The organism is Hydrogenophaga sp. LT287, assembly GCF_055702805.1.
Genome location: NZ_JBVPZC010000002.1, coordinates 317,335 through 334,011, shown reverse-complemented (window position 1 = coordinate 334,011; position 16,677 = coordinate 317,335). Strand labels below are relative to the sequence as shown.

The window sequence follows — 16,677 nt, the reverse complement described above, 5'->3', positions numbered from 1 at the left end:
GGGTTCAGGCTTTGAGATGGGACGACGCAGGGCGCTGGTGGCGCAGCGCGCCGTGGGGGGCGAACAGCAGCGAGAGCAGGTAGGCCGCGCCCAGGCTGAGCACGATCACCGGGCTGGTGGGCAGGTCAAGGTGGTACGACAGCAGCAGGCCGGCCAGGCTGGCGGCCAGCGCGAGCGCGGTGGCCAGCAGCAGCAGGGGGCCGAGGCGGCGCACCCAGAAGCGCGCGGTGGCCGCAGGCAGCACCATGATGCCCACGGCCATGAGCGTGCCCAGCGCGTGAAAACCGGCCACGAGGTTGATGACCAGCAGGCCCAGAAAACCGTAATGCGCCACCGGGCTCCAGCGGCTGACCTGGCGCAGGAAGCCCGGGTCCAGGCACTCCATCACCAGCGGGCGGTAGAGCAGGGCGAGCGAAACCAGCGTGACCGCGCTGATGCCACCGAGCAGCAGCAGCGCCGCGTCGTCCAGCGCCAGCACGGTGCCGAACAGCACGTGCAGCAGGTCCACGCTGTTGCCGCGCACCGAGACGATGAGCACGCCCAGCGCCAGCGAGAGCAGGTAGAAGGCCGCGAGGCTGGTGTCTTCGCGCAGCACCGTGTTGCGCGCCACCAGGCCCGAGCCCACGGCCACCGCCAGGCCGGCGAACACGCCGCCGATGGTCATGGCGGTGAGCGACAAGCCCGCCACCAGGTAGCCGATGGCCGCACCCGGCAGTATGGCGTGGGCCATGGCGTCGCCGGTGAGGCTCATGCGCCGCAGCATCAGGAACACGCCCACGGGCGCCGCGCTGAGCGACAGCGCCACGCAGCCCAGCAGCGCGCTGCGCATGAAGCCGAACTCGACCAGCGGACCGAGCAGGGGATTGGCCAGCAGCCAGGCCATGAGAGGCGATGCGGTGATGTCGCTCATGACAGAGCCTCTGCCGTGTGGGGATGGGCGTGGGGGTGCAGTTCTGGCGAGACCGCGCACGGTGGCGCATCGTCGTCAAACGGTTCTTGCATGCGCTGTGCCCGGGCCCAGTGCGCGTTGGTCAGTACCTCGTTGGTCGGCCCGAAGGCCACCAACTCACGCGCCAGCAGCAGCGTGAGCGGGAAGTGCGCGCGCACCTGCGCCAGGTCGTGCAACACCACGATGACGGTTTTGCCCTGGTGCTGCCAGCGGTGCAGCAGGGCTAGCAGGTCGGTGCTGGTGCGGTTGTCCACGGCGGCAAAGGGTTCGTCGAGCATGACGACTGGCGCGTCCTGCAGGATCAGCCGGGCAAACAGGGCGCGTTGCAACTGGCCGCCCGAGAGCGTGTCCAGCCCGCGCGACTCGAAGCCGGTGAGGCCCACCGCGGCCAGCGCCTCGTCGCACAGGCGGCGGTGTTCGGCGGTGAAGCGCCCGAGCGCGCCCACCCGGTGCCACAGGCCCATGGCCACCATGCGCCGCACGTCGATGGGGAAGCTCGGGTCCAGCCCGCTGTGCTGTGGCAACCAGGCGATGCGCTGCCCGGTCAGGCCGCTCACCGAGCCGCTGATGGGGCGCAGTTCACCCGCCAGCGCCTTGATGAGCGTGGACTTCCCTGCGCCGTTGGGGCCGACCAGCGCCAGCAGCGAGCCCGGCGCAATGCGCGCGCTGACGTGGTGCACCGCGGGGTGGCGGTCGTAGCCCAGCGTGAGGTTGTGCAGCTCAATCACCGGAGCTGCCGAGGTGGTCGGGTCTGCGGGCGGGTGGGACATGGGGGCGGGCCGTTTAAACTGTTGCAACTGAATTGCATTAATGTGCAAAGAAGGCGATAGTAACGCAACTTAGTTGCAACAAATGGAGGCAAGCCCATGTCTGCCCGTCCCGCCAAAGAGCCCGCTGCCGTGCCGCCCGAGATTCAGACCCGCCTGGAAGCCGCTGGCCTGCGCCGCACCCTGGGCACCCGCGCCGTGCTCGGCCTGTTCCTGGCGAATCCGCAGGGCACGCTGAGCCATGCGCAGGCACTGGCCTCGCTCACGGCCCGGGGGTTGGACATCAACCGCGTCACGCTGTACCGCCTGCTGGACCGGCTGGCCGCCTGCGGCGTGCTGCAACGCCACGCCGACGACGGCGCACGCACCTGGCGCTTTTGCCTGGCCGACGCGCCGCAAGACGGTCTGGTGCCCCGGTTTGAATGCGATGCCTGCCACCGCCAGTTTCGACTGACCGAGGCCAGCGAACCGACCCGCGCCGTGGCGACCGATCTGTTTCGCACCCTGGCCAGTCTGGGCCACCAGGGCCAGCGGGTCGACCTGTCCATTCACGGCACCTGTGCCGGCTGCATACCCGCTGCGCCCAGCGGCACCCAGGAGCCGCTCGCGTGATTCAGGCGCGGGGCGTGGCTTTTGCCTACCCTGCGGGGCAGGCGCTGCGCTTTGACGACGTGTCGGTGGCGCAGGGCGGCACGCTGCTGCTGCGCGGGCCGTCGGGCAGTGGCAAGTCCACCTGGCTGGCGCTGGCGGCGGGTTTGCTCACGCCCAGCGCGGGCGCGCTGCGGGTGGCTGAACAGGACGTGGCAGCGCTCGGCCCCGGCCTGCGCGACGCCTGGAGGGCGCGCCACGTGGGCTTTTTGCCGCAAAAACTCTACTTGAGCGACGCGCTCACCGTGGCCGACAACCTGGCGCTGGTGCATTTCGCCGCTGGTTTGCCGGTGGACCGCACGGCCATCGCGCAGGGGCTGGCCGCGCTGGGCGTGGCTGATCTGGCGGGCCGCAAACCCGCCCAGCTTTCGGGTGGACAGGCTCAGCGGGTAGCCCTGGCCCGCGCCCTGTTGCTGCGCCCACGCGTGCTGCTGGCCGACGAGCCCACCGCCAGCCTGGACGACGCGGCCTGTGCCACCGCTCTGCAGCGTTTGCAGCGCAGTGCCCAGGCCTGCGGTGCCACATTGGTGGTGGCCACGCACGATGCGCGGGTGCTGCAGGCTCTGCCGCAGGCGCAGGTGCTCACGTTTGACGCCATCGCACGCGAGGCCATCGCATGAATGTTTTCACGCTGTCGTGGCGCTACCTGTGGTCGCGCCCGCTGGCCACGGTGCTCAACCTGCTGTTGCTCGCGCTGGGCCTGGCGTCCGTGGCCTTTGTGCTGATTGCGCGCGACCAGGTGGACCGCGCCTTTGAACGCGACCTGGCCGGCATTGACCTGGTGGTGGGCGCCAAAGGCAGTCCCATGCAGCTCATTCTGGCGGGCGTGTTTCATGTGGACGTGCCACCGGGCAACATCGCGCTGGCCGATGTGCAGGCCCTGCAGCAGCACCCGCAGGTGGCCCAGCTCATTCCGCTGAGCCTGGGCGACAACCTGGCGGGCTTTCGCATGGTGGGCACCACGGCCGACTACCCGGCCCATTTCGGCGCCAAGCTGGCGCACGGCGCGCTGTGGCAGGCGCCCATGCAAGCGGTGCTGGGTTCGCAGGTGGCAGCCCGCACCGGTTTGCAAACTGGCCAGAGCTTTGAAGGCGCGCACGGCCTGGGCGCTGGCGGCGCTGTGCACGCCGAAGCGGCTTACACCGTCACCGGTGTGCTGGCGCCCTGCGGCTGTGTGCTCGACCGGCTGGTGCTGACCGCCACCGAGTCGGTATGGAAAGTGCACGACGACATGCACGCCACTGACGACATGGACGAAGAAGACCGCGCAGCGTTGGCCGCCGACCGCGAAATCACGCTGGCGCTCATCACCTACAGCACCCCGCTGGCGGCGGTGAGTTTGCCGCGCTTCATCAACGACAGCACCGCCATGCAGGCGGCCGCGCCGGCGGTGGAAATCACCCGCCTGCTGAGCCTGGTGGGTGTGGGCACGCGGGTGTTTCAGGGGCTGGGCGCTGTGTTGCTGGGGGTGGCGGCGTTATCGGTCTTCATCGCGCTGTGGAGCGCGGTGCGCGAGCGCCGGGGCGACCTGGCCATGCTGCGCATGCTGGGCGCATCACCGCTGAAGGTGGGCGCGCTGCTGCTGTGTGAAGCTATGTGGCTGGCGGCGCTGGCGTGCGTGCTGGGCTTGCTGGCGGCGCACGGCTTGGTCGCGCTGCTGGGCGCGATGTTGATGGCCGAGCAGTCGCGCGCCATCTCGGGCTGGCAATGGGTGCGCACCGAGGTGTGGGTGCCCGTGCTGGCGTTGGGGGTGGCGCTCTTGGCGGCGGGGCTGCCCGCGCTCAGCGCTTACCGGCTGGATGTGATGCCATTGTTGAATTCGAGGTGATGCACATGAAAAAATATTCGATGTTTCTAGCTGCTGCGGCGTTGCTGAGCACCGCCGCGCTGGCCCAGCATTCCGACAAAGAACGCAAGGAAGACGCCGCCCGCCACCGCGCCATGGCAGCCGCCCACGACAACGCGGCGAAATGTCTGGAATCGGCCAAGAGCGAAGACGTGTGCATGAAGGAACTCCAGGCGGCTTGCAAGGGTCTGGCCATTGGTAGATATTGCGGCATGAAACACGCCCACTGAGCCCACCCCCATCGCTTGCCCGCTGCGCGCAGCCGCTCAGCCCCTCAAGGGGCCACGCTGGCGCCCGGCAAGCCGGTTCTGTGGCGTTCTTGGGCTCAGACACTTCTTTCGCATGAATCACTTTTCCCGTTCTGTTGTTGCGTTGTCCGTGTGCGGAGTGGCCGCTTCCTTCGCGCAGACGCTGTCGTCGCCTCTGGGCACGCCGACACCATCAAAATCTGCACCTGCGGGCACGCCGTCGGCTGTGCCGCACGGGCAGGGCGCGGGCGTGCACAGCCCGCTGAGTCCGTTTGCGCCGCTGCCCAAACGCACCGACGTCGTGGCCTGGTCGGTTCTGACCGACGTGACCACGCGCATTGAAAACCGGCGCATCGTGCCCGTCTACCCCAAAGCCGTCGCGGCGCTGAACCAGAAAACGCTGCGCCTTCAGGGCTTCATGATGCCGCTGGAAGCGGGCGAGCAGCAGAGCCACTTCTTGCTGGCCTCGGTGCCATTGACCTGTTCGTTTTGCACCCCCGGCGGCCCGGAAAGCATGGTGGAAGTGCGTACCAAAACCCCGGTCAAATACAGCCTGGGCGCGGTGGTGGTCGAGGGCAAGTTCCATGTGCTGCAAAAAGACCCCTATGGGTTGTACTACCGCATCACCGAGGGTGTGGGCGTGAAGTAAGGTCATCGCCCTCAGCCGCTGTGCGCCGGCCTCCGCGCGACAGCGCCCATGCAGGGTCGGCGCTACCATCGCCGGGTGAACATCGCTACCCACCCCGTCGTCGCTTCCCTCACCCCGGTTTTTTTGCTCATTGCCCTCGGCTACCTGGCCGGGCGACTGCAGTGGATTCGTGAAGCAGCCGTCAAGGACCTGTCCAACCTTGTCTTCTTGCTGCTGATCCCGGCCCTGCTGTTTCGCACCATGAGCGCGGTGCATTTTGAGACGCTGGACTTGCGGCCCGTGGCCGCTTACTTTCCGGCGGCGCTGGCCCTGCTGGGCGTGTCCATTGCCTGGCGCGGCTTCAACCGCAGCAGTGTGGTGATGGCGCTGGGCGGGGTGTTTTCCAACATGGTCATGATCGGCATCACCCTGGTGGAGCTGGCTTACGGCCAGGCTGGCCTGGTGACGCTGCTGACCCTGGTGTCGGTGCACGCGCTGATCTTGCTCACGGTGGGCTCTGTGGTGCTGGAGCTGGCGGTGGCCCGCGAAGCCCGTGCCGGTGGCGAGCGCGCGCCCCATGTGCTGCAAACGGCTTGGTCGGCCTTCAAGGGCGCACTGATCCACCCCATTCCGTTGCCCATTTTGAGCGGCTTGCTGTTTGCCCAGACCGGCTGGGCCTTGCCTGCGGTGGTGGACAAACCGCTGCAGCTGCTGGGCAGCGCCTTCGGCCCCATTGCGCTGGTGCTGGTGGGGGTGACGCTGGCCCGCACACCACTGGGCGGCCACTTGCGCCAGGCGCTGTGGATCTCGGCGTCCAAAAACCTGGCTTTACCGCTGCTGGTGGGTCTGTCGGCCTGGGCATCCGGCATCACCGGCTTGCCGCTCACCGTGATGGTGGTGGCTGCCGCGTTGCCCATGGGCGCCAACGTGTTTTTGTTTGCCCAGCGCTACGAAGTGGCGCAAGAACTCACCACCACCAGCATGGGCCTGTCCACCTTGCTGGCGCTGTTTACGCTGAGCCTGGTGATGCTGGTGATGGCGTATGTGAACTGAGCCGCTCCGCCTTGCGAGCGCGCTACTGGCTGATCTTGCGGGCCTCTTCAATCTGGTATTCGAAGTAGTGCTGGATGCCGTAGGTCAAACTGCCCATGAACGACACGGTACCCAGCAGCAGGCCCAGCACCAGCGCGCCAATCGTCAGCCAGTTGGTGGCACCGGCCTTGGCTTCGTCATCGGTGCCCGGGTTGAACCAGCGGTTCCACTTGGCCCGGTCGCTGAGCGCATACACAATGCCCGCCAGGCAGCCCGCCGCGATGCTGCTGCCCAAAAAAGGAATGAGCACCCAGGCCAGCTTGTCGTCTTGCCCCAGCGCCTGCACCCGGTTCACGCCCCACCAGCCAAGACCTGACGCAATCGGGTGCAGCCAGCCGATCCAGTCGCCCAGGCCGCGCAGGTAAAAGCGGTGCACGCCCATGCTGCCAACCACCACAGCCAGCCAGGTGGCCACGGTTTTGTTTTTGGCGCGGCGCGTCATGCCAGGTCCTTCGGTGGCGTGCTGTCGCCAGCGCCCAGCGGCTTTTGCATCAGCACAATGTCCAGCCAGCGGTCAAACTTCCAGCCGCATGAGTTGATGACGCCCGCGGGCTCAAAGCCCAGCGCGCGGTGCACGCCAATGGACCCTGCGTTGGCCGAATCGCCAATCACCGCCATCACCTTGCGCACACCGGCGCGCTCCAGCGCCGCCAGCAGCTCGGCCAGCAAGGCGCGCCCCAGTCCCTTGCCTGCGGCTTCTGGCGCCATGTAAATCGAATCCTCTACCGAAAACCGGTAGGCCGGGCGGGGTTTGAACCAGTTGCCATAGGCAAAGCCCAGCACCTCGCCGCCGTCTTCCACCACCAGCCAGGGCAGGCCTTTGGCCAGCACGTCGGCGCGGCGGGTGGTCATGTCGGCCATGCTGGGCGGAGTGGTTTCAAAGGTGCCAGTGCCGTGCAGCACATGGTGGCCGTAAATGCGGGTGATGGCGTCGAGATCTTCGTCGCGGCTGGGGCGAATCAGGGGCATGGATAGCAAAAGGTTGGGCGGCCATGGGCCGGTGAGGGATGTGTGCTGGCCAGTGCGCCAGCACGGGGCTATAATCGCGGGTTTTGCGGCGTTTCGCTGACCGGGTGGTCAGTCGTGTGTCTCAAGCGTTGCAATGAAACGGGTTGACAAATCGGATGAAGTTCAGCCGATGAAAACCCGGTGAGGTACCGATTGTGGTGCCTCTCCACCCGAAGGATAAATCATGGTCGTCATTCGACTCTCCCGCGGCGGCTCCAAAGCCCGTCCTTTCTACAACATCGTGGTTGCTGACAAGCGCAACCGCCGCGATGGCCGCTTCATCGAGCGTATCGGTTTCTACAACCCCCTGGCCCGTGGTGGTGAAGAGCCCTTGCGTATCGCCGTGGACCGCCTGACCTACTGGACCGGCGTTGGCGCCGAGCCATCGGACACCGTGGCCCGCCTGGTCAAGCAACACGCTGCCAAAGCCGCTCCCGCTACCGCTGCCTGATCCCAGGCCTGCGACTCCCGTGAGCGATCCCACGTCTGGCGTCTTCAAGGCGTCTTCCCTGCCGGTCGACGCCATCGAGCTCGGCCGATTCCAGGAGGCGTGGGGCCTTAAAGGCTGGCTTCACATCCTGCCGCACAGCGCCGATACCGAAGCGCTGTTTGCCTCGACCGAATGGTTTTTGCAGCCGCCCGAAGCCCGCTTCGCGCGCGGCTTTTCGGCGTTTTCCGGCTGCGTCACCGTCAAGATCGCCGAGATCAAGATCCATGCCGACGGCGTGGTGGCCCGCATCGAAGGCGTGGACGACCGCAACGCGGCCGAAGCGCTCAAAGGCGTGCGCATTTATGTGCCCCGCAGTGCTTTTCCGGCCACGCCAGAAGGCGAGTACTACTGGGTTGACCTCATTGGTCTCGATGTGGTCAACCGCGAAGGCGTGCACATGGGCATCGTGCGCGACCTGCTCACCACCGGCCCCAATTCGGTGCTGGTGCTCGAATACACCGAAACGGTTGACGGTGCCGAGCGCATCGCCGAACGCATGATCCCGTTCGTGTCTGCCTATGTGGACAATGTGGATCAGTCCACCCGCCGCATCACGGTGGACTGGCAACTGGACTACTAAACGCAACGTTGCCGAGCGTCGCGATCGCTCAGTTGTGATGGCTGCCAGGTGGTTGCAGCCAGTGACATTTTTGCCCTGTCCACGTCAACGCTGCGAGCGCGACAATAACCGCCATGCGATTCGACGTCATCACCCTTTTCCCCGAGCTGTTTGCCCCGTTTTTGACCTGCGGCATCAACCGCCGTGCGTTTGAGTCTGGCCTGGTCGAGGTGCGTTTGTGGAACCCACGGGATTTTGCCGAAGGCAATTACCGCCGGGTGGATGACCGTCCGTTTGGCGGTGGCCCCGGCATGGTGATGATGGCCGAGCCGCTCTGGCAATGCTTGCAGGCGGTGCGCGCCGAGCGTGCCGAGCCCCCCCCAACCCAGGCGCCTGTGCTGCTGTTTTCACCCATCGGTGATCGGCTCGACCACGCGGCGGTGGAGAGCTGGTCACAGAGCACGGGGGCGGTGCTGGTGTGCGGCCGTTACGAAGGGATTGACCAGCGTTTCATTGATGCCTGTGTAGACGTGCAGATCAGTCTGGGTGACTTTGTGTTGTCGGGCGGTGAAATTGCGGCCATGGCACTGCTGGATGCGGTAGCCCGCCTGCAGCCCGGGGTGTTGAACGACGAAGGCAGCCACCAGCAAGACAGTTTCAACCCTGCGCTGGATGGCTTGCTGGACAGCCCGCACCACACTCGCCCAGAGACGTGGGAGGGCCCGAACGGAGCGGTCACCGTGCCCGAGGTGCTGCTCGGCGGCCACCATGAGCGCATTGCGCGCTACCGCCGCGAGCAAAGCCTGATGCTCACAGCGCGCCTGCGGCCCGATCTTTTGGCGCAGGCGCGGGAGCGGGGTGCACTCACCGCTGCGGATGAAAAATGTCTGCGCGCGCTGCGCAGCGAGCTGGGCGGGCTATAATCCAAGGCTTTTCGATCCTCTGACCGGCCGCCGTGACCGGGCCAGCCCGCATCTGTCACAAACCCGTTTGTGGCGCATGGACAGGGCCCCTGCCGGATTCGTGGCCTTTAGTGCAGCGCGGGCATGATCGTGAAATCAGGAAACCATGAACCTCATCCAGACCCTTGAGCAAGAAGAAATTGCTCGTTTGAACAAAGTCATCCCCACCTTTGCACCTGGCGACACCGTGATCGTCAGCGTGAACGTGGTTGAAGGCACCCGCAAGCGTTTGCAGGCTTACGAAGGCGTGGTCGTGGCCCGCCGCAACCGTGGCCTGAACTCCAGCTTCATCGTGCGCAAGATCTCCAACGGCGAAGGCGTGGAGCGTACGTTCCCGCTGTACAGCCCGCTGATCGCCAAGATCGAAGTCAAGCGCCGCGGTGCCGTGCGCCGTGCCAAGCTGTACTACCTGCGGGAGCGCAGCGGCAAGTCGGCACGTATCAAGGAAAAGCTGGGCGCTTAAAGCCATGGGCACCCAGTGCCCTTGGTTTTGCCCAAAAAAAGCCGCTCTTCGGAGCGGTTTTTTTTCGCGCGTTGATGACCATCGCCATTAGCCGGCCTTGCACCCTACGGTGCGGGCTTTTTGATGGCGATCCATACGTCCAAACATCCCCACCCGATAGCGACCCCATGAGCAAGGCTTTTACCCGCGAATCCGATCAGGACGAAGACGACGATCTGCCCGTGGTTGCGCCCCTGCCCACGGGGAAAAATTACATCACCCGCGCCGGTTACGAGCGCCTGCGCTCCGAGCTCTTCACCTTGATCGACGAAGAGCGTCCGAAAATGGTGGAGATCGTGCATTGGGCGGCCAGCAACGGTGACCGCTCGGAAAACGGCGACTACCTGTATGGCAAGAAGCGTTTGCGCGAAATTGATCGGCGCATCCGTTTTTTGACCCAGCGGCTGGAAATAGCCGAGGTGGTAGACGCCTCGGTACACCATGGCGGCGATCAGGTGTTTTTTGGTGCAACCGTAACCTACGCCGACGAAAGCGGCGTGGAGACGACCGTGACCATTTTGGGTGTTGACGAGGTCGAAAGCGCCCGTGGAGAAATTAGCTGGGTGTCACCCGTGGCGCGAGCGCTGACGAAGGCCCGCGTGGGTGAAGTGGTGCGCCTAGCGGTGCCGGGTGGTGCGCAAGAGCTTGAAGTGCTGGCGGTTCGGTACCCGCCTCACCAACCCGCAAGCTGAACGCTCTGCTGTGTTCAGGCCTTGGCCGGTCGGTGGCGCTGCGCTTTCAACACCGAAGGCGTGCGTTTGAGGCTGCGCAGCACGTCAGCCAGGTGAACCCGGTCACGCACCGCGATGGTGAACCGGATGTCGGTGGCGGTCTGCGCCGGCTCGTCACCCATATCGACGTGGGTGATGTCGGCCTCGGCCGATGCAATGGCAGACGCCACGCGGGCCAGCACGCCTTTGCCGTTGGTCACGGTCACCACCACCAGGGTCTCAAACGAGCGAACCGTTTCGTCGGCCCACTCAACTTCCAGGAATCGCTCGCTGTCGCGCAACAGCAGGCGTTTGCCCGTCGGGCATTCTTCGGCGTGCACCACCAGGCCTTCACCGCGGCCCAGGTAGCCAACGATGCGGTCGCCGGGGATGGGTTTGCAGCATGCGGCGTATTGCACCGACAAGCCTTCGCTGCCGTCGAGTGTGACCACGCCTTGGGATGCTGATTCGTCTTGACCGCTGGCATAGCGTTCGGTGCTGATCAGCAGCGCATCGGGCTTGAGCCCGGTTTCAGACAGCAACACGGCCAGCTTTTTGCCCACCATGCTGGCAATGCGCTTGCCCATACCAATGTCGGCCATCAGCTCGTCGCGCGTTTTGTTGCCCGTGAAGCGCAGCAGTTTTTCCCAGGTGGCTTTGTATTCGCCGTCTTCGCTGGGCAGGGTGGCAATGCCCTCTGAGCGCAGCGCCTGGCCCAGCATGCGTTCGCCCAGTTCATTGGACTTTTCTTGCGCCACCGTCTTGAGGTGGTGGCGTATCTTGGAGCGCGCACGCCCGGTTTTCACGAAGGACAGCCACGCGGGGTTCGGTTCGGCCTTCTCATCCGTGACGATTTCCACCACGTCACCGTTGTTGAGCTCGGTGCGCAAGGGCCGCTGTTCGCCGTTGATGCGCGCCGCCACGGCGCGGTTGCCCACCCCGCTGTGAATGGCGTAGGCAAAGTCCATGACGGTCGCGCCACGCGGCAGTGCCATGATCTTGCTCTTGGGTGTGAACACATACACCGCATCGGGGAAAAGGTCGATCTTGATGTGGTCCCAGAATTCCGAGGCGTCGTGCGTTTCCTGCTGGATGTCCAGCAGCGATTGCAGCCATTGCGTGCCCAGGCGCTGCGATGTGTCGCTGTTGGGCTCGCTGGCCTTGTACAGCCAGTGGGCCGCCACGCCAGACTCGGCCACCACGTCCATCGCGTGGGTGCGCAGCTGGAACTCGATGTTGGTGCCAAAAGGACCGATCAGCGTGGTGTGCAGCGATTGGTAGCCATTGACTTTGGGAATCGCCACATAGTCGCGAAACTTGCCGGGCACCGGCTTGTACAGCTGGTGCAGGATGCCCATGCCGGTGTAGCAGTCGGTCAACTCTGGCACCACGATGCGAAAGCCGTAAATGTCCGTCACCTGCGAAAAGGACAGGTGCTTGTTGTCCATCTTGCGGTAGACGGAATACAGCGTTTTTTCGCGACCCATGATGCGCACGGGCATGCCATGGCGGGCAAATTCGGCTTCCACTTCCAGCTGCACGCGCGCAATCAGGTCGCGGCGGCGGTGGCGTGACTTGTTCAGCGCCTTGGAAAGCACCTCGTAGCGCCACGGGTGCAAGAACCGGAACGCCAGGTCTTGCAGCTCGCGGTACGTGAAGTTCAGGCCGAGGCGGTGGGCAATGGGGGCGTAAATTTCCAGTGTTTCGCTGCTGATGCGCTCCCATTTGCTGCGCGGCATGTCACCCATGGTGCGCATGTTGTGGGTGCGGTCTGCCAGCTTGATCAAAATGACCCGCACATCCTTGGCCATGGCCAGCAGCATCTTGCGAAAGGATTCGGCCTGGTTTTGCTCGCGCGTGTCAAATTCCAGCTTTTCCAGCTTGGTCAAGCCGTCCACCAAGTCGGCTACGGGTGCGCCAAACCGCTCGGCCAGGTCCTGTTTGGTCACGCCACAGTCTTCGATGGCGTCGTGCATCAAAGCGGCCATCAAGGCCTGGGCGTCCAACTTCCATTCGGTGCACTGCGCCGCCACCGCAATGGGGTGGGTGATGTAGGGATCGCCATTTTTCCGCAACTGGCCCAGATGCGCTTCGTCTGCAAAACGGTAGGCCTGGCGGATGCTTTCAACGTCGGCTGGCGACAGATAATCCAGTTTGCCGAGCAGGGCCGCAAAGCTGGCCGCGGCGGCGCTGTCCGCTGGGTGGGCTTGGGCTGTGGTGGGCTCTGAATCGGGCACGGTGATCATCCCTGTACTTTAGCCTGAGATGGCCGGGTTTGCTGTCACCGCGCCGGGTGCCCGAAAACCACGGCAGGCGCGCTTGGAGGACGGCCGTGAACAGATGAAGACAGGACGAAAAAAAACACCGCAAAGCGGTGTTTTTTTGTTCCAAAAGTCAGCGCTCAGAGAGGGACTTTTTTCAGCATTTCCAAGCCAACTTTGCCTTCGGCAATTTCGCGCAGCGCGGTCACGCCGGGTTTGTTTTTGCTTTCGATCTTGGGGGCATGCCCTTGGCTCAGCATGCGGGCGCGGTATGTGGCGGCCAGCACGAGCTGAAAGCGGTTGGGGATTTTTTCCAGACAATCTTCGACGGTGATGCGTGCCATGGGCGGGCTTTCGGGAAATGTGCGGTGGGTCAGTGGATGTTGAGCGCGCGGAACGTGTCGCTGCGGGCGATACGTTGGGCGGCGAACTTGAGCCGCTGGGCATGGACGATGGCTTTGAGATCAAACAAAGCCCGCTCGAACAACTCGTTGATTATAACGAAGTCGAACTCCCGTGCGTGCCCCATCTCGGTGGCCGCGTTCTGCAGGCGCAGCTCAATCACCTCGGCACTGTCTTCGGCACGCCGCTCCAGCCGCGAGCGCAGCTCTTCCCAGCTGGGCGGCAATATGAAGACGAGCACCGCGTTCGGAAAGATCCGCTTGACCTGAATAGCGCCCTGGAAGTCGATTTCCAGCACCACATCAGCGCCCTGGGCCATGCGCTGCTCGATGGCTTGTTTCGATGTGCCGTAGCGGTTGCCATGCACCATGGCCCATTCAAGGAACGCACCTTGGATGACCATTTGGTCAAAGGTTTCCTTGGACACGAAGTAGTACTCGCGGCCATGCAGTTCCTGCCCGCGTGGCGGGCGGGTGGTGTGAGAAACGGACGGCACAACGCGCGAGTCCAGCTCCATCAAGGCCTTGACCAAGCTGGACTTGCCGGCCCCACTGGGTGCCGCAACAACAAAGAGATTTCCGGGGTATTCCATAACGGTAGGTGCTTGGTGTTGGGGTCACGGTCCGCGCAGCGGTACCGTGAGAGGTCAGGCCTTCATTCGATGTTCTGGACTTGCTCGCGCATCTGTTCGATCAGCACCTTCATGTCCACCGAAATGCGTGTCAGTTCCAGGTTGGACGATTTCGAGCCCAGGGTGTTGGCTTCGCGGTGCAATTCCTGGATCAGGAAGTCCAGCCGCTTGCCCACATCGGCCCCTTTTTTGATCAGGCGCTCGATCTCGGTCAGGTGCGAGTCCAGGCGGGTCAGTTCTTCGGCCACATCGATGCGAATGGCGAAGGCGGTGGCTTCGGTGAGCGCCCGGTCTTTGGCCATGTCGCTGGTGATGGCGTTGCCCAGCGTGCCGGAGGCTGCGGCGCCTGGCGCTGCCGCGGCAGAAGCGCCGAGCGCCTCGTTCCAGCGGTCAATGAACCGCTGGCGCTGCTGGGCCACCAGCTGGGGAATCAGGGGCTGCGCGTCTTTGGCCAGCTGGCGCAGCTGTTTCAGGCGGTCCAGCAGCATCTCGGCCAGGCGTTTGCCCTCACGTTCGCGCGCGGCCCGCAGGCCGTCCAGGCCGGTTTGCGCCAGCACCACCAGGGTTTCGTGCAGTTCGCCCGTGTTGCCTTGCTGGCGCGAGGTCAGTTGCAGCACCTCGGCCACCGACAGTGGCTCGGCGGTGGGCAGCCAGGCGCGGATGTTGTCTTGCAGACTCAGCAGCTTTTGCAGCTCCTGGGCGCTGGGCGCTCGGGGCCCTGCATCGGCCCGGCCCTCGACCCAGGCGCGCACCTCCACTTTGCCCCGTTTGAGGGTTGAAGTCAGCAGTTCCCGGATGGCGGGTTCCGACGCACGCAGGTCGTCGGGGAGCTTGAAGGTGAGGTCGAGAAAGCGGCTGTTGACCGAGCGAATTTCGATGCCCAGACCGGGCTTGGCCTCGCGTGCGGGCTCTGTGGCATTCGCGGCAGAGGGCCCGCCTGTTTGGGCCGTGGCGTAGCCGGTCATGCTGTAAACTGCCATTGAACTGTGTCCCATCAAGTTGTTTGGGCCAAAACGAGGCGTTCCGGAACCCATCCGAATTATGTCAAAGGTCAAACCCGCCCCGCTGCCACCCGATACCGTGATTGGTGGCTACCGCATCGTGCGCAAATTGGCGGCCGGTGGATTCGGTGTGGTGTACCTGGCGGTGGACACCGAAGGCCAGCAGGTGGCGGTGAAAGAATACCTGCCCTCATCCCTGGCCACGCGCGGCCCCGGCGAGCTGCTCCCGCAGGTGCAACCTGAAAAACTGTCGCTCTACCGGCTGGGCCTCAAGAGCTTCTTTGAAGAAGGCCGGGCTTTGGCCCAGATCTCGCACGCCTCGGTGGTGAGCGTGCTGAATTTCTTCCGAGAAAACGAGACCGTTTACATGGTCATGAACTACCTGGAGGGCGCGTCCCTGCAGGAATTCATTATCACCGCGCGCGAACTCAAGAAGCAAAAGGTGTTCCGTGAATCGACCATCCGGTCTCTCTACGACGAAGTGCTGCGGGGCTTGCGCATCGTGCACCAGCACAAGATGCTGCACCTGGACATCAAACCGGCCAACATTTTTGTCACGGACGACAACCGCTCCGTGCTGATCGACTTTGGCGCAGCCCGCGAGGTGCTGAGCAAAGAGGGCAACTTCATCCGCCCGATGTACACCCCCGGCTTCGCCGCGCCCGAAATGTACCGGCGCGATTCCAGCATGGGCCCCTGGACCGACATTTATGCCATCGGTGCCTGCATTTACGCCAGCATGCAGGGTTATCCGCCCAACGATGCACCCCAGCGTCTGGAAAAGGACCGCCTGTCGCTTGCGCTCTCCCGTCTGCGCGGCGTCTATTCCGACAACCTGATCGAGGTGGTCGAATGGTGCATGTCTCTCGATCCGCTGTCTCGCCCCCAGTCGGTGTTTGCGCTGCAGAAAGAGCTGAGCCGCGAAACCGAGCGCAGCTACACCAAGCTCACCGTGGCCGAGAAAATGCGTCTGCAGTTTGACAACATCGTGTCGGACAACAAGAAGTCAGCGCGCAAGACGGGTGTCGGGACCAAGTTTCGATGAAATTTTCGGTCTATCAGATCAGCCGCCAGGGCGGGCGTGAGCGCAACGAAGACCGCATGGGCTACGCCTACACGCGGGAGTCGGGGCTCTTTGTGCTGGCTGACGGCATGGGCGGGCACCCCGAGGGCGCCATGGCAGCCCAGCTCGCGCTGCAAACCTTTTCTGCGTATTTCCAAAAGGCGGCCAACCCCACTGTGCGGGAAGTGCCCGAATTTTTGTCCAGCGCGCTCATGGCGGCGCACCACCAGATCATTCGTTACGCCTCCGAAAAGGGCATGCTGGACACACCGCGCACCACGCTGGTGGCTGCGGTGATGGAGCGCAACACCATGCACTGGGTGCACTGCGGTGATTCGCGGCTGTACATCGTGCGCGACGGTGAGCTGCTGACCCGCACGCGCGACCATTCCTACATGGAGCAGCAGGCCCATCTGGGCCGTGCCACGCAGCACATCAACCGCAACATCCTGTTCACTTGTCTGGGTTCACCGGCCAAGCCCGTGTTTGACCTATCGGGCCCGCTGCCGCTGCAGCAGGGCGACCGCGTGCTGCTGTGTTCCGACGGTTTGTGGGGCACGGTGAAGGACCACGAAATTGCGTCTGAGCTGGCCAAGCGCCCGCTGGAGCAAGCGGTGCCCGAGCTGGTGGAAATGGCATTGAAGCGCGGAGGCCCCCGCTGCGACAACGTGACCGTGCTCGCTATGGAGTGGGAGACGGCCGAGGAGTTTCAGACCACCCGGGTGTCCACCGAGGACATTGAAGACGGCGTGTTTGCCTCCACCATCCAGTCGGGTGTGCCAGATCCGACCATTGAAGACATGGACGACGAGGCGATCGAGCGCTCGATCGCTGAAATCAACGAAGCGATACGGCGCACCGCCGAAAAAAATTCTTGAGCGGTTATGGCACTTGTGCCGCCTGCGGCGTC

The 16,677-nt window shown here is 64.3% G+C and carries 21 protein-coding genes; 13 read left to right on the top strand and 8 right to left on the bottom strand.

Annotated elements, in window-relative coordinates:
* Positions 1-4 precede the first annotated feature (4 nt).
* Positions 5-910 carry a metal ABC transporter permease gene (locus tag AC0GNR_RS03485; RefSeq protein WP_472899607.1) on the bottom strand — a complete coding sequence of 302 codons (906 nt, stop codon included), beginning with the start codon at positions 908-910 and terminating at the stop codon, positions 5-7.
* Positions 907-1,719: a zinc ABC transporter ATP-binding protein AztA gene (gene aztA / locus AC0GNR_RS03480; RefSeq protein WP_472899606.1), complete on the bottom strand. Its 813-nt coding sequence runs from the start codon at positions 1,717-1,719 to the stop codon at positions 907-909. The genes AC0GNR_RS03485 and aztA overlap by 4 nt, the downstream gene beginning before the upstream one ends.
* A 96-nt stretch (positions 1,720-1,815) precedes the next feature.
* On the opposite strand from aztA, the gene AC0GNR_RS03475 reads away from it, so the two are divergent.
* The 6 genes from AC0GNR_RS03475 to AC0GNR_RS03450 all read left to right on the top strand — a co-directional run bounded on the left by AC0GNR_RS03475 (position 1,816) and on the right by AC0GNR_RS03450 (position 6,139).
* Positions 1,816-2,328, top strand: a complete 513-nt coding sequence (locus AC0GNR_RS03475) for a Fur family transcriptional regulator (RefSeq protein ID WP_472899605.1) — start codon at positions 1,816-1,818, stop codon at positions 2,326-2,328.
* A complete protein-coding gene (locus tag AC0GNR_RS03470) occupies positions 2,325-2,984 on the top strand; it encodes an ABC transporter ATP-binding protein (protein WP_472899604.1) in 660 nt (219 codons plus the stop codon). The genes AC0GNR_RS03475 and AC0GNR_RS03470 overlap by 4 nt, the downstream gene beginning before the upstream one ends.
* Positions 2,981-4,192 carry an ABC transporter permease gene (locus AC0GNR_RS03465; RefSeq protein WP_472899603.1) on the top strand — a complete coding sequence of 404 codons (1,212 nt, stop codon included), beginning with the start codon at positions 2,981-2,983 and terminating at the stop codon, positions 4,190-4,192. Before AC0GNR_RS03470 ends, AC0GNR_RS03465 begins: the two co-directional genes overlap by 4 nt.
* Before the next feature lie 5 nt (positions 4,193-4,197).
* Positions 4,198-4,440 (top strand): hypothetical protein, encoded by a 243-nt coding sequence (locus AC0GNR_RS03460; protein WP_472899602.1) that lies wholly within the window; start codon positions 4,198-4,200, stop codon positions 4,438-4,440.
* Positions 4,441-4,552: 112 nt separating this feature from the next.
* Complete coding sequence (locus tag AC0GNR_RS03455; protein ID WP_472899601.1) at positions 4,553-5,107, top strand: DUF3299 domain-containing protein; 555 nt, start codon at positions 4,553-4,555, stop codon at positions 5,105-5,107.
* A 48-nt stretch (positions 5,108-5,155) separates the two neighbouring features.
* Positions 5,156-6,139: an AEC family transporter gene (locus tag AC0GNR_RS03450; RefSeq protein WP_472899600.1), complete on the top strand. Its 984-nt coding sequence runs from the start codon at positions 5,156-5,158 to the stop codon at positions 6,137-6,139.
* Positions 6,140-6,161: 22 nt separating this feature from the next.
* On the opposite strand, the gene AC0GNR_RS03445 is transcribed toward AC0GNR_RS03450, so the two are convergent.
* The gene (locus tag AC0GNR_RS03445) at positions 6,162-6,620 is read right to left on the bottom strand and encodes an NINE protein (protein ID WP_472899599.1); all 459 of its coding nucleotides are present in this window, start codon (positions 6,618-6,620) and stop codon (positions 6,162-6,164) included.
* Entirely contained in the window at positions 6,617-7,147 is a 531-nt protein-coding gene (locus tag AC0GNR_RS03440) for a GNAT family N-acetyltransferase (RefSeq protein ID WP_472899598.1), read from the bottom strand. The genes AC0GNR_RS03445 and AC0GNR_RS03440 overlap by 4 nt, the downstream gene beginning before the upstream one ends.
* 223 nt (positions 7,148-7,370) lie before the next feature.
* On the opposite strand from AC0GNR_RS03440, the gene rpsP reads away from it, so the two are divergent.
* The 5 genes from rpsP (at position 7,371) to greB (ending at position 10,391) form a co-directional block, all read left to right on the top strand.
* On the top strand, positions 7,371-7,637 hold the full coding sequence (gene rpsP / locus AC0GNR_RS03435; protein WP_472899597.1) for a 30S ribosomal protein S16: 267 nt from the start codon (positions 7,371-7,373) through the stop codon (positions 7,635-7,637).
* A gap of 19 nt (positions 7,638-7,656) precedes the next feature.
* A complete protein-coding gene (gene rimM / locus AC0GNR_RS03430) occupies positions 7,657-8,256 on the top strand; it encodes a ribosome maturation factor RimM (protein ID WP_472899596.1) in 600 nt (199 codons plus the stop codon).
* Between the two features lie 113 nt (positions 8,257-8,369).
* Entirely contained in the window at positions 8,370-9,158 is a 789-nt protein-coding gene (gene trmD, locus AC0GNR_RS03425) for a tRNA (guanosine(37)-N1)-methyltransferase TrmD (RefSeq protein WP_472899595.1), read from the top strand.
* 145 nt (positions 9,159-9,303) lie between these two features.
* Positions 9,304-9,660, top strand: a complete 357-nt coding sequence (gene rplS, locus AC0GNR_RS03420) for a 50S ribosomal protein L19 (protein ID WP_439113965.1) — start codon at positions 9,304-9,306, stop codon at positions 9,658-9,660.
* Between the two features lie 167 nt (positions 9,661-9,827).
* Positions 9,828-10,391: a transcription elongation factor GreB gene (gene greB / locus AC0GNR_RS03415; protein ID WP_472899594.1), complete on the top strand. Its 564-nt coding sequence runs from the start codon at positions 9,828-9,830 to the stop codon at positions 10,389-10,391.
* 14 nt (positions 10,392-10,405) lie between these two features.
* Here greB and AC0GNR_RS03410 read toward each other — a convergent pair whose 3' ends face one another.
* From AC0GNR_RS03410 to AC0GNR_RS03395, 4 genes are all read right to left on the bottom strand, one after another.
* Positions 10,406-12,655, bottom strand: coding sequence for a RelA/SpoT family protein (locus AC0GNR_RS03410; protein WP_472899593.1), 2,250 nt, complete (start codon positions 12,653-12,655; stop codon positions 10,406-10,408).
* A gap of 155 nt (positions 12,656-12,810) precedes the next feature.
* Positions 12,811-13,014 (bottom strand): DNA-directed RNA polymerase subunit omega, encoded by a 204-nt coding sequence (rpoZ, locus tag AC0GNR_RS03405; RefSeq protein WP_069047262.1) that lies wholly within the window; start codon positions 13,012-13,014, stop codon positions 12,811-12,813.
* A 29-nt stretch (positions 13,015-13,043) separates the two neighbouring features.
* Positions 13,044-13,664 carry a guanylate kinase gene (gene gmk / locus AC0GNR_RS03400; RefSeq protein WP_304835173.1) on the bottom strand — a complete coding sequence of 207 codons (621 nt, stop codon included), beginning with the start codon at positions 13,662-13,664 and terminating at the stop codon, positions 13,044-13,046.
* Positions 13,665-13,726: 62 nt separating this feature from the next.
* The gene (locus AC0GNR_RS03395; RefSeq protein ID WP_472899592.1) at positions 13,727-14,683 is read right to left on the bottom strand and encodes a YicC family protein; all 957 of its coding nucleotides are present in this window, start codon (positions 14,681-14,683) and stop codon (positions 13,727-13,729) included.
* A gap of 61 nt (positions 14,684-14,744) precedes the next feature.
* Here AC0GNR_RS03395 and AC0GNR_RS03390 point away from each other — a divergent pair, with 61 nt between their 5' ends.
* Together AC0GNR_RS03390 and AC0GNR_RS03385 are read left to right on the top strand one after the other, a co-directional pair.
* Positions 14,745-15,749: a serine/threonine protein kinase gene (locus AC0GNR_RS03390; RefSeq protein ID WP_439113969.1), complete on the top strand. Its 1,005-nt coding sequence runs from the start codon at positions 14,745-14,747 to the stop codon at positions 15,747-15,749.
* Positions 15,746-16,645 (top strand): PP2C family protein-serine/threonine phosphatase, encoded by a 900-nt coding sequence (locus AC0GNR_RS03385; RefSeq protein ID WP_472899591.1) that lies wholly within the window; start codon positions 15,746-15,748, stop codon positions 16,643-16,645. Before AC0GNR_RS03390 ends, AC0GNR_RS03385 begins: the two co-directional genes overlap by 4 nt.
* Positions 16,646-16,677 lie beyond the last annotated feature (32 nt).

Coding starts and splice junctions, on each gene's coding strand:
- AC0GNR_RS03485 (WP_472899607.1), bottom strand. CDS start 910: ATGAGCGACATCACCGCATCGCCTCTCATGGCCTGGCTGCTGGCCAAT.
- aztA (WP_472899606.1), bottom strand. CDS start 1,719: ATGTCCCACCCGCCCGCAGACCCGACCACCTCGGCAGCTCCGGTGATT.
- AC0GNR_RS03475 (WP_472899605.1), top strand. CDS start 1,816: ATGTCTGCCCGTCCCGCCAAAGAGCCCGCTGCCGTGCCGCCCGAGATT.
- AC0GNR_RS03465 (WP_472899603.1), top strand. CDS start 2,981: ATGAATGTTTTCACGCTGTCGTGGCGCTACCTGTGGTCGCGCCCGCTG.
- AC0GNR_RS03460 (WP_472899602.1), top strand. CDS start 4,198: ATGAAAAAATATTCGATGTTTCTAGCTGCTGCGGCGTTGCTGAGCACC.
- AC0GNR_RS03455 (WP_472899601.1), top strand. CDS start 4,553: ATGAATCACTTTTCCCGTTCTGTTGTTGCGTTGTCCGTGTGCGGAGTG.
- AC0GNR_RS03450 (WP_472899600.1), top strand. CDS start 5,156: ATGCAGGGTCGGCGCTACCATCGCCGGGTGAACATCGCTACCCACCCC.
- AC0GNR_RS03445 (WP_472899599.1), bottom strand. CDS start 6,620: ATGACGCGCCGCGCCAAAAACAAAACCGTGGCCACCTGGCTGGCTGTG.
- AC0GNR_RS03440 (WP_472899598.1), bottom strand. CDS start 7,147: ATGCCCCTGATTCGCCCCAGCCGCGACGAAGATCTCGACGCCATCACC.
- rpsP (WP_472899597.1), top strand. CDS start 7,371: ATGGTCGTCATTCGACTCTCCCGCGGCGGCTCCAAAGCCCGTCCTTTC.
- trmD (WP_472899595.1), top strand. CDS start 8,370: ATGCGATTCGACGTCATCACCCTTTTCCCCGAGCTGTTTGCCCCGTTT.
- rplS (WP_439113965.1), top strand. CDS start 9,304: ATGAACCTCATCCAGACCCTTGAGCAAGAAGAAATTGCTCGTTTGAAC.
- greB (WP_472899594.1), top strand. CDS start 9,828: ATGAGCAAGGCTTTTACCCGCGAATCCGATCAGGACGAAGACGACGAT.
- AC0GNR_RS03410 (WP_472899593.1), bottom strand. CDS start 12,655: ATGATCACCGTGCCCGATTCAGAGCCCACCACAGCCCAAGCCCACCCA.
- rpoZ (WP_069047262.1), bottom strand. CDS start 13,014: ATGGCACGCATCACCGTCGAAGATTGTCTGGAAAAAATCCCCAACCGC.
- gmk (WP_304835173.1), bottom strand. CDS start 13,664: ATGGAATACCCCGGAAATCTCTTTGTTGTTGCGGCACCCAGTGGGGCC.
- AC0GNR_RS03395 (WP_472899592.1), bottom strand. CDS start 14,683: ATGGCAGTTTACAGCATGACCGGCTACGCCACGGCCCAAACAGGCGGG.
- AC0GNR_RS03390 (WP_439113969.1), top strand. CDS start 14,745: ATGTCAAAGGTCAAACCCGCCCCGCTGCCACCCGATACCGTGATTGGT.
- AC0GNR_RS03385 (WP_472899591.1), top strand. CDS start 15,746: ATGAAATTTTCGGTCTATCAGATCAGCCGCCAGGGCGGGCGTGAGCGC.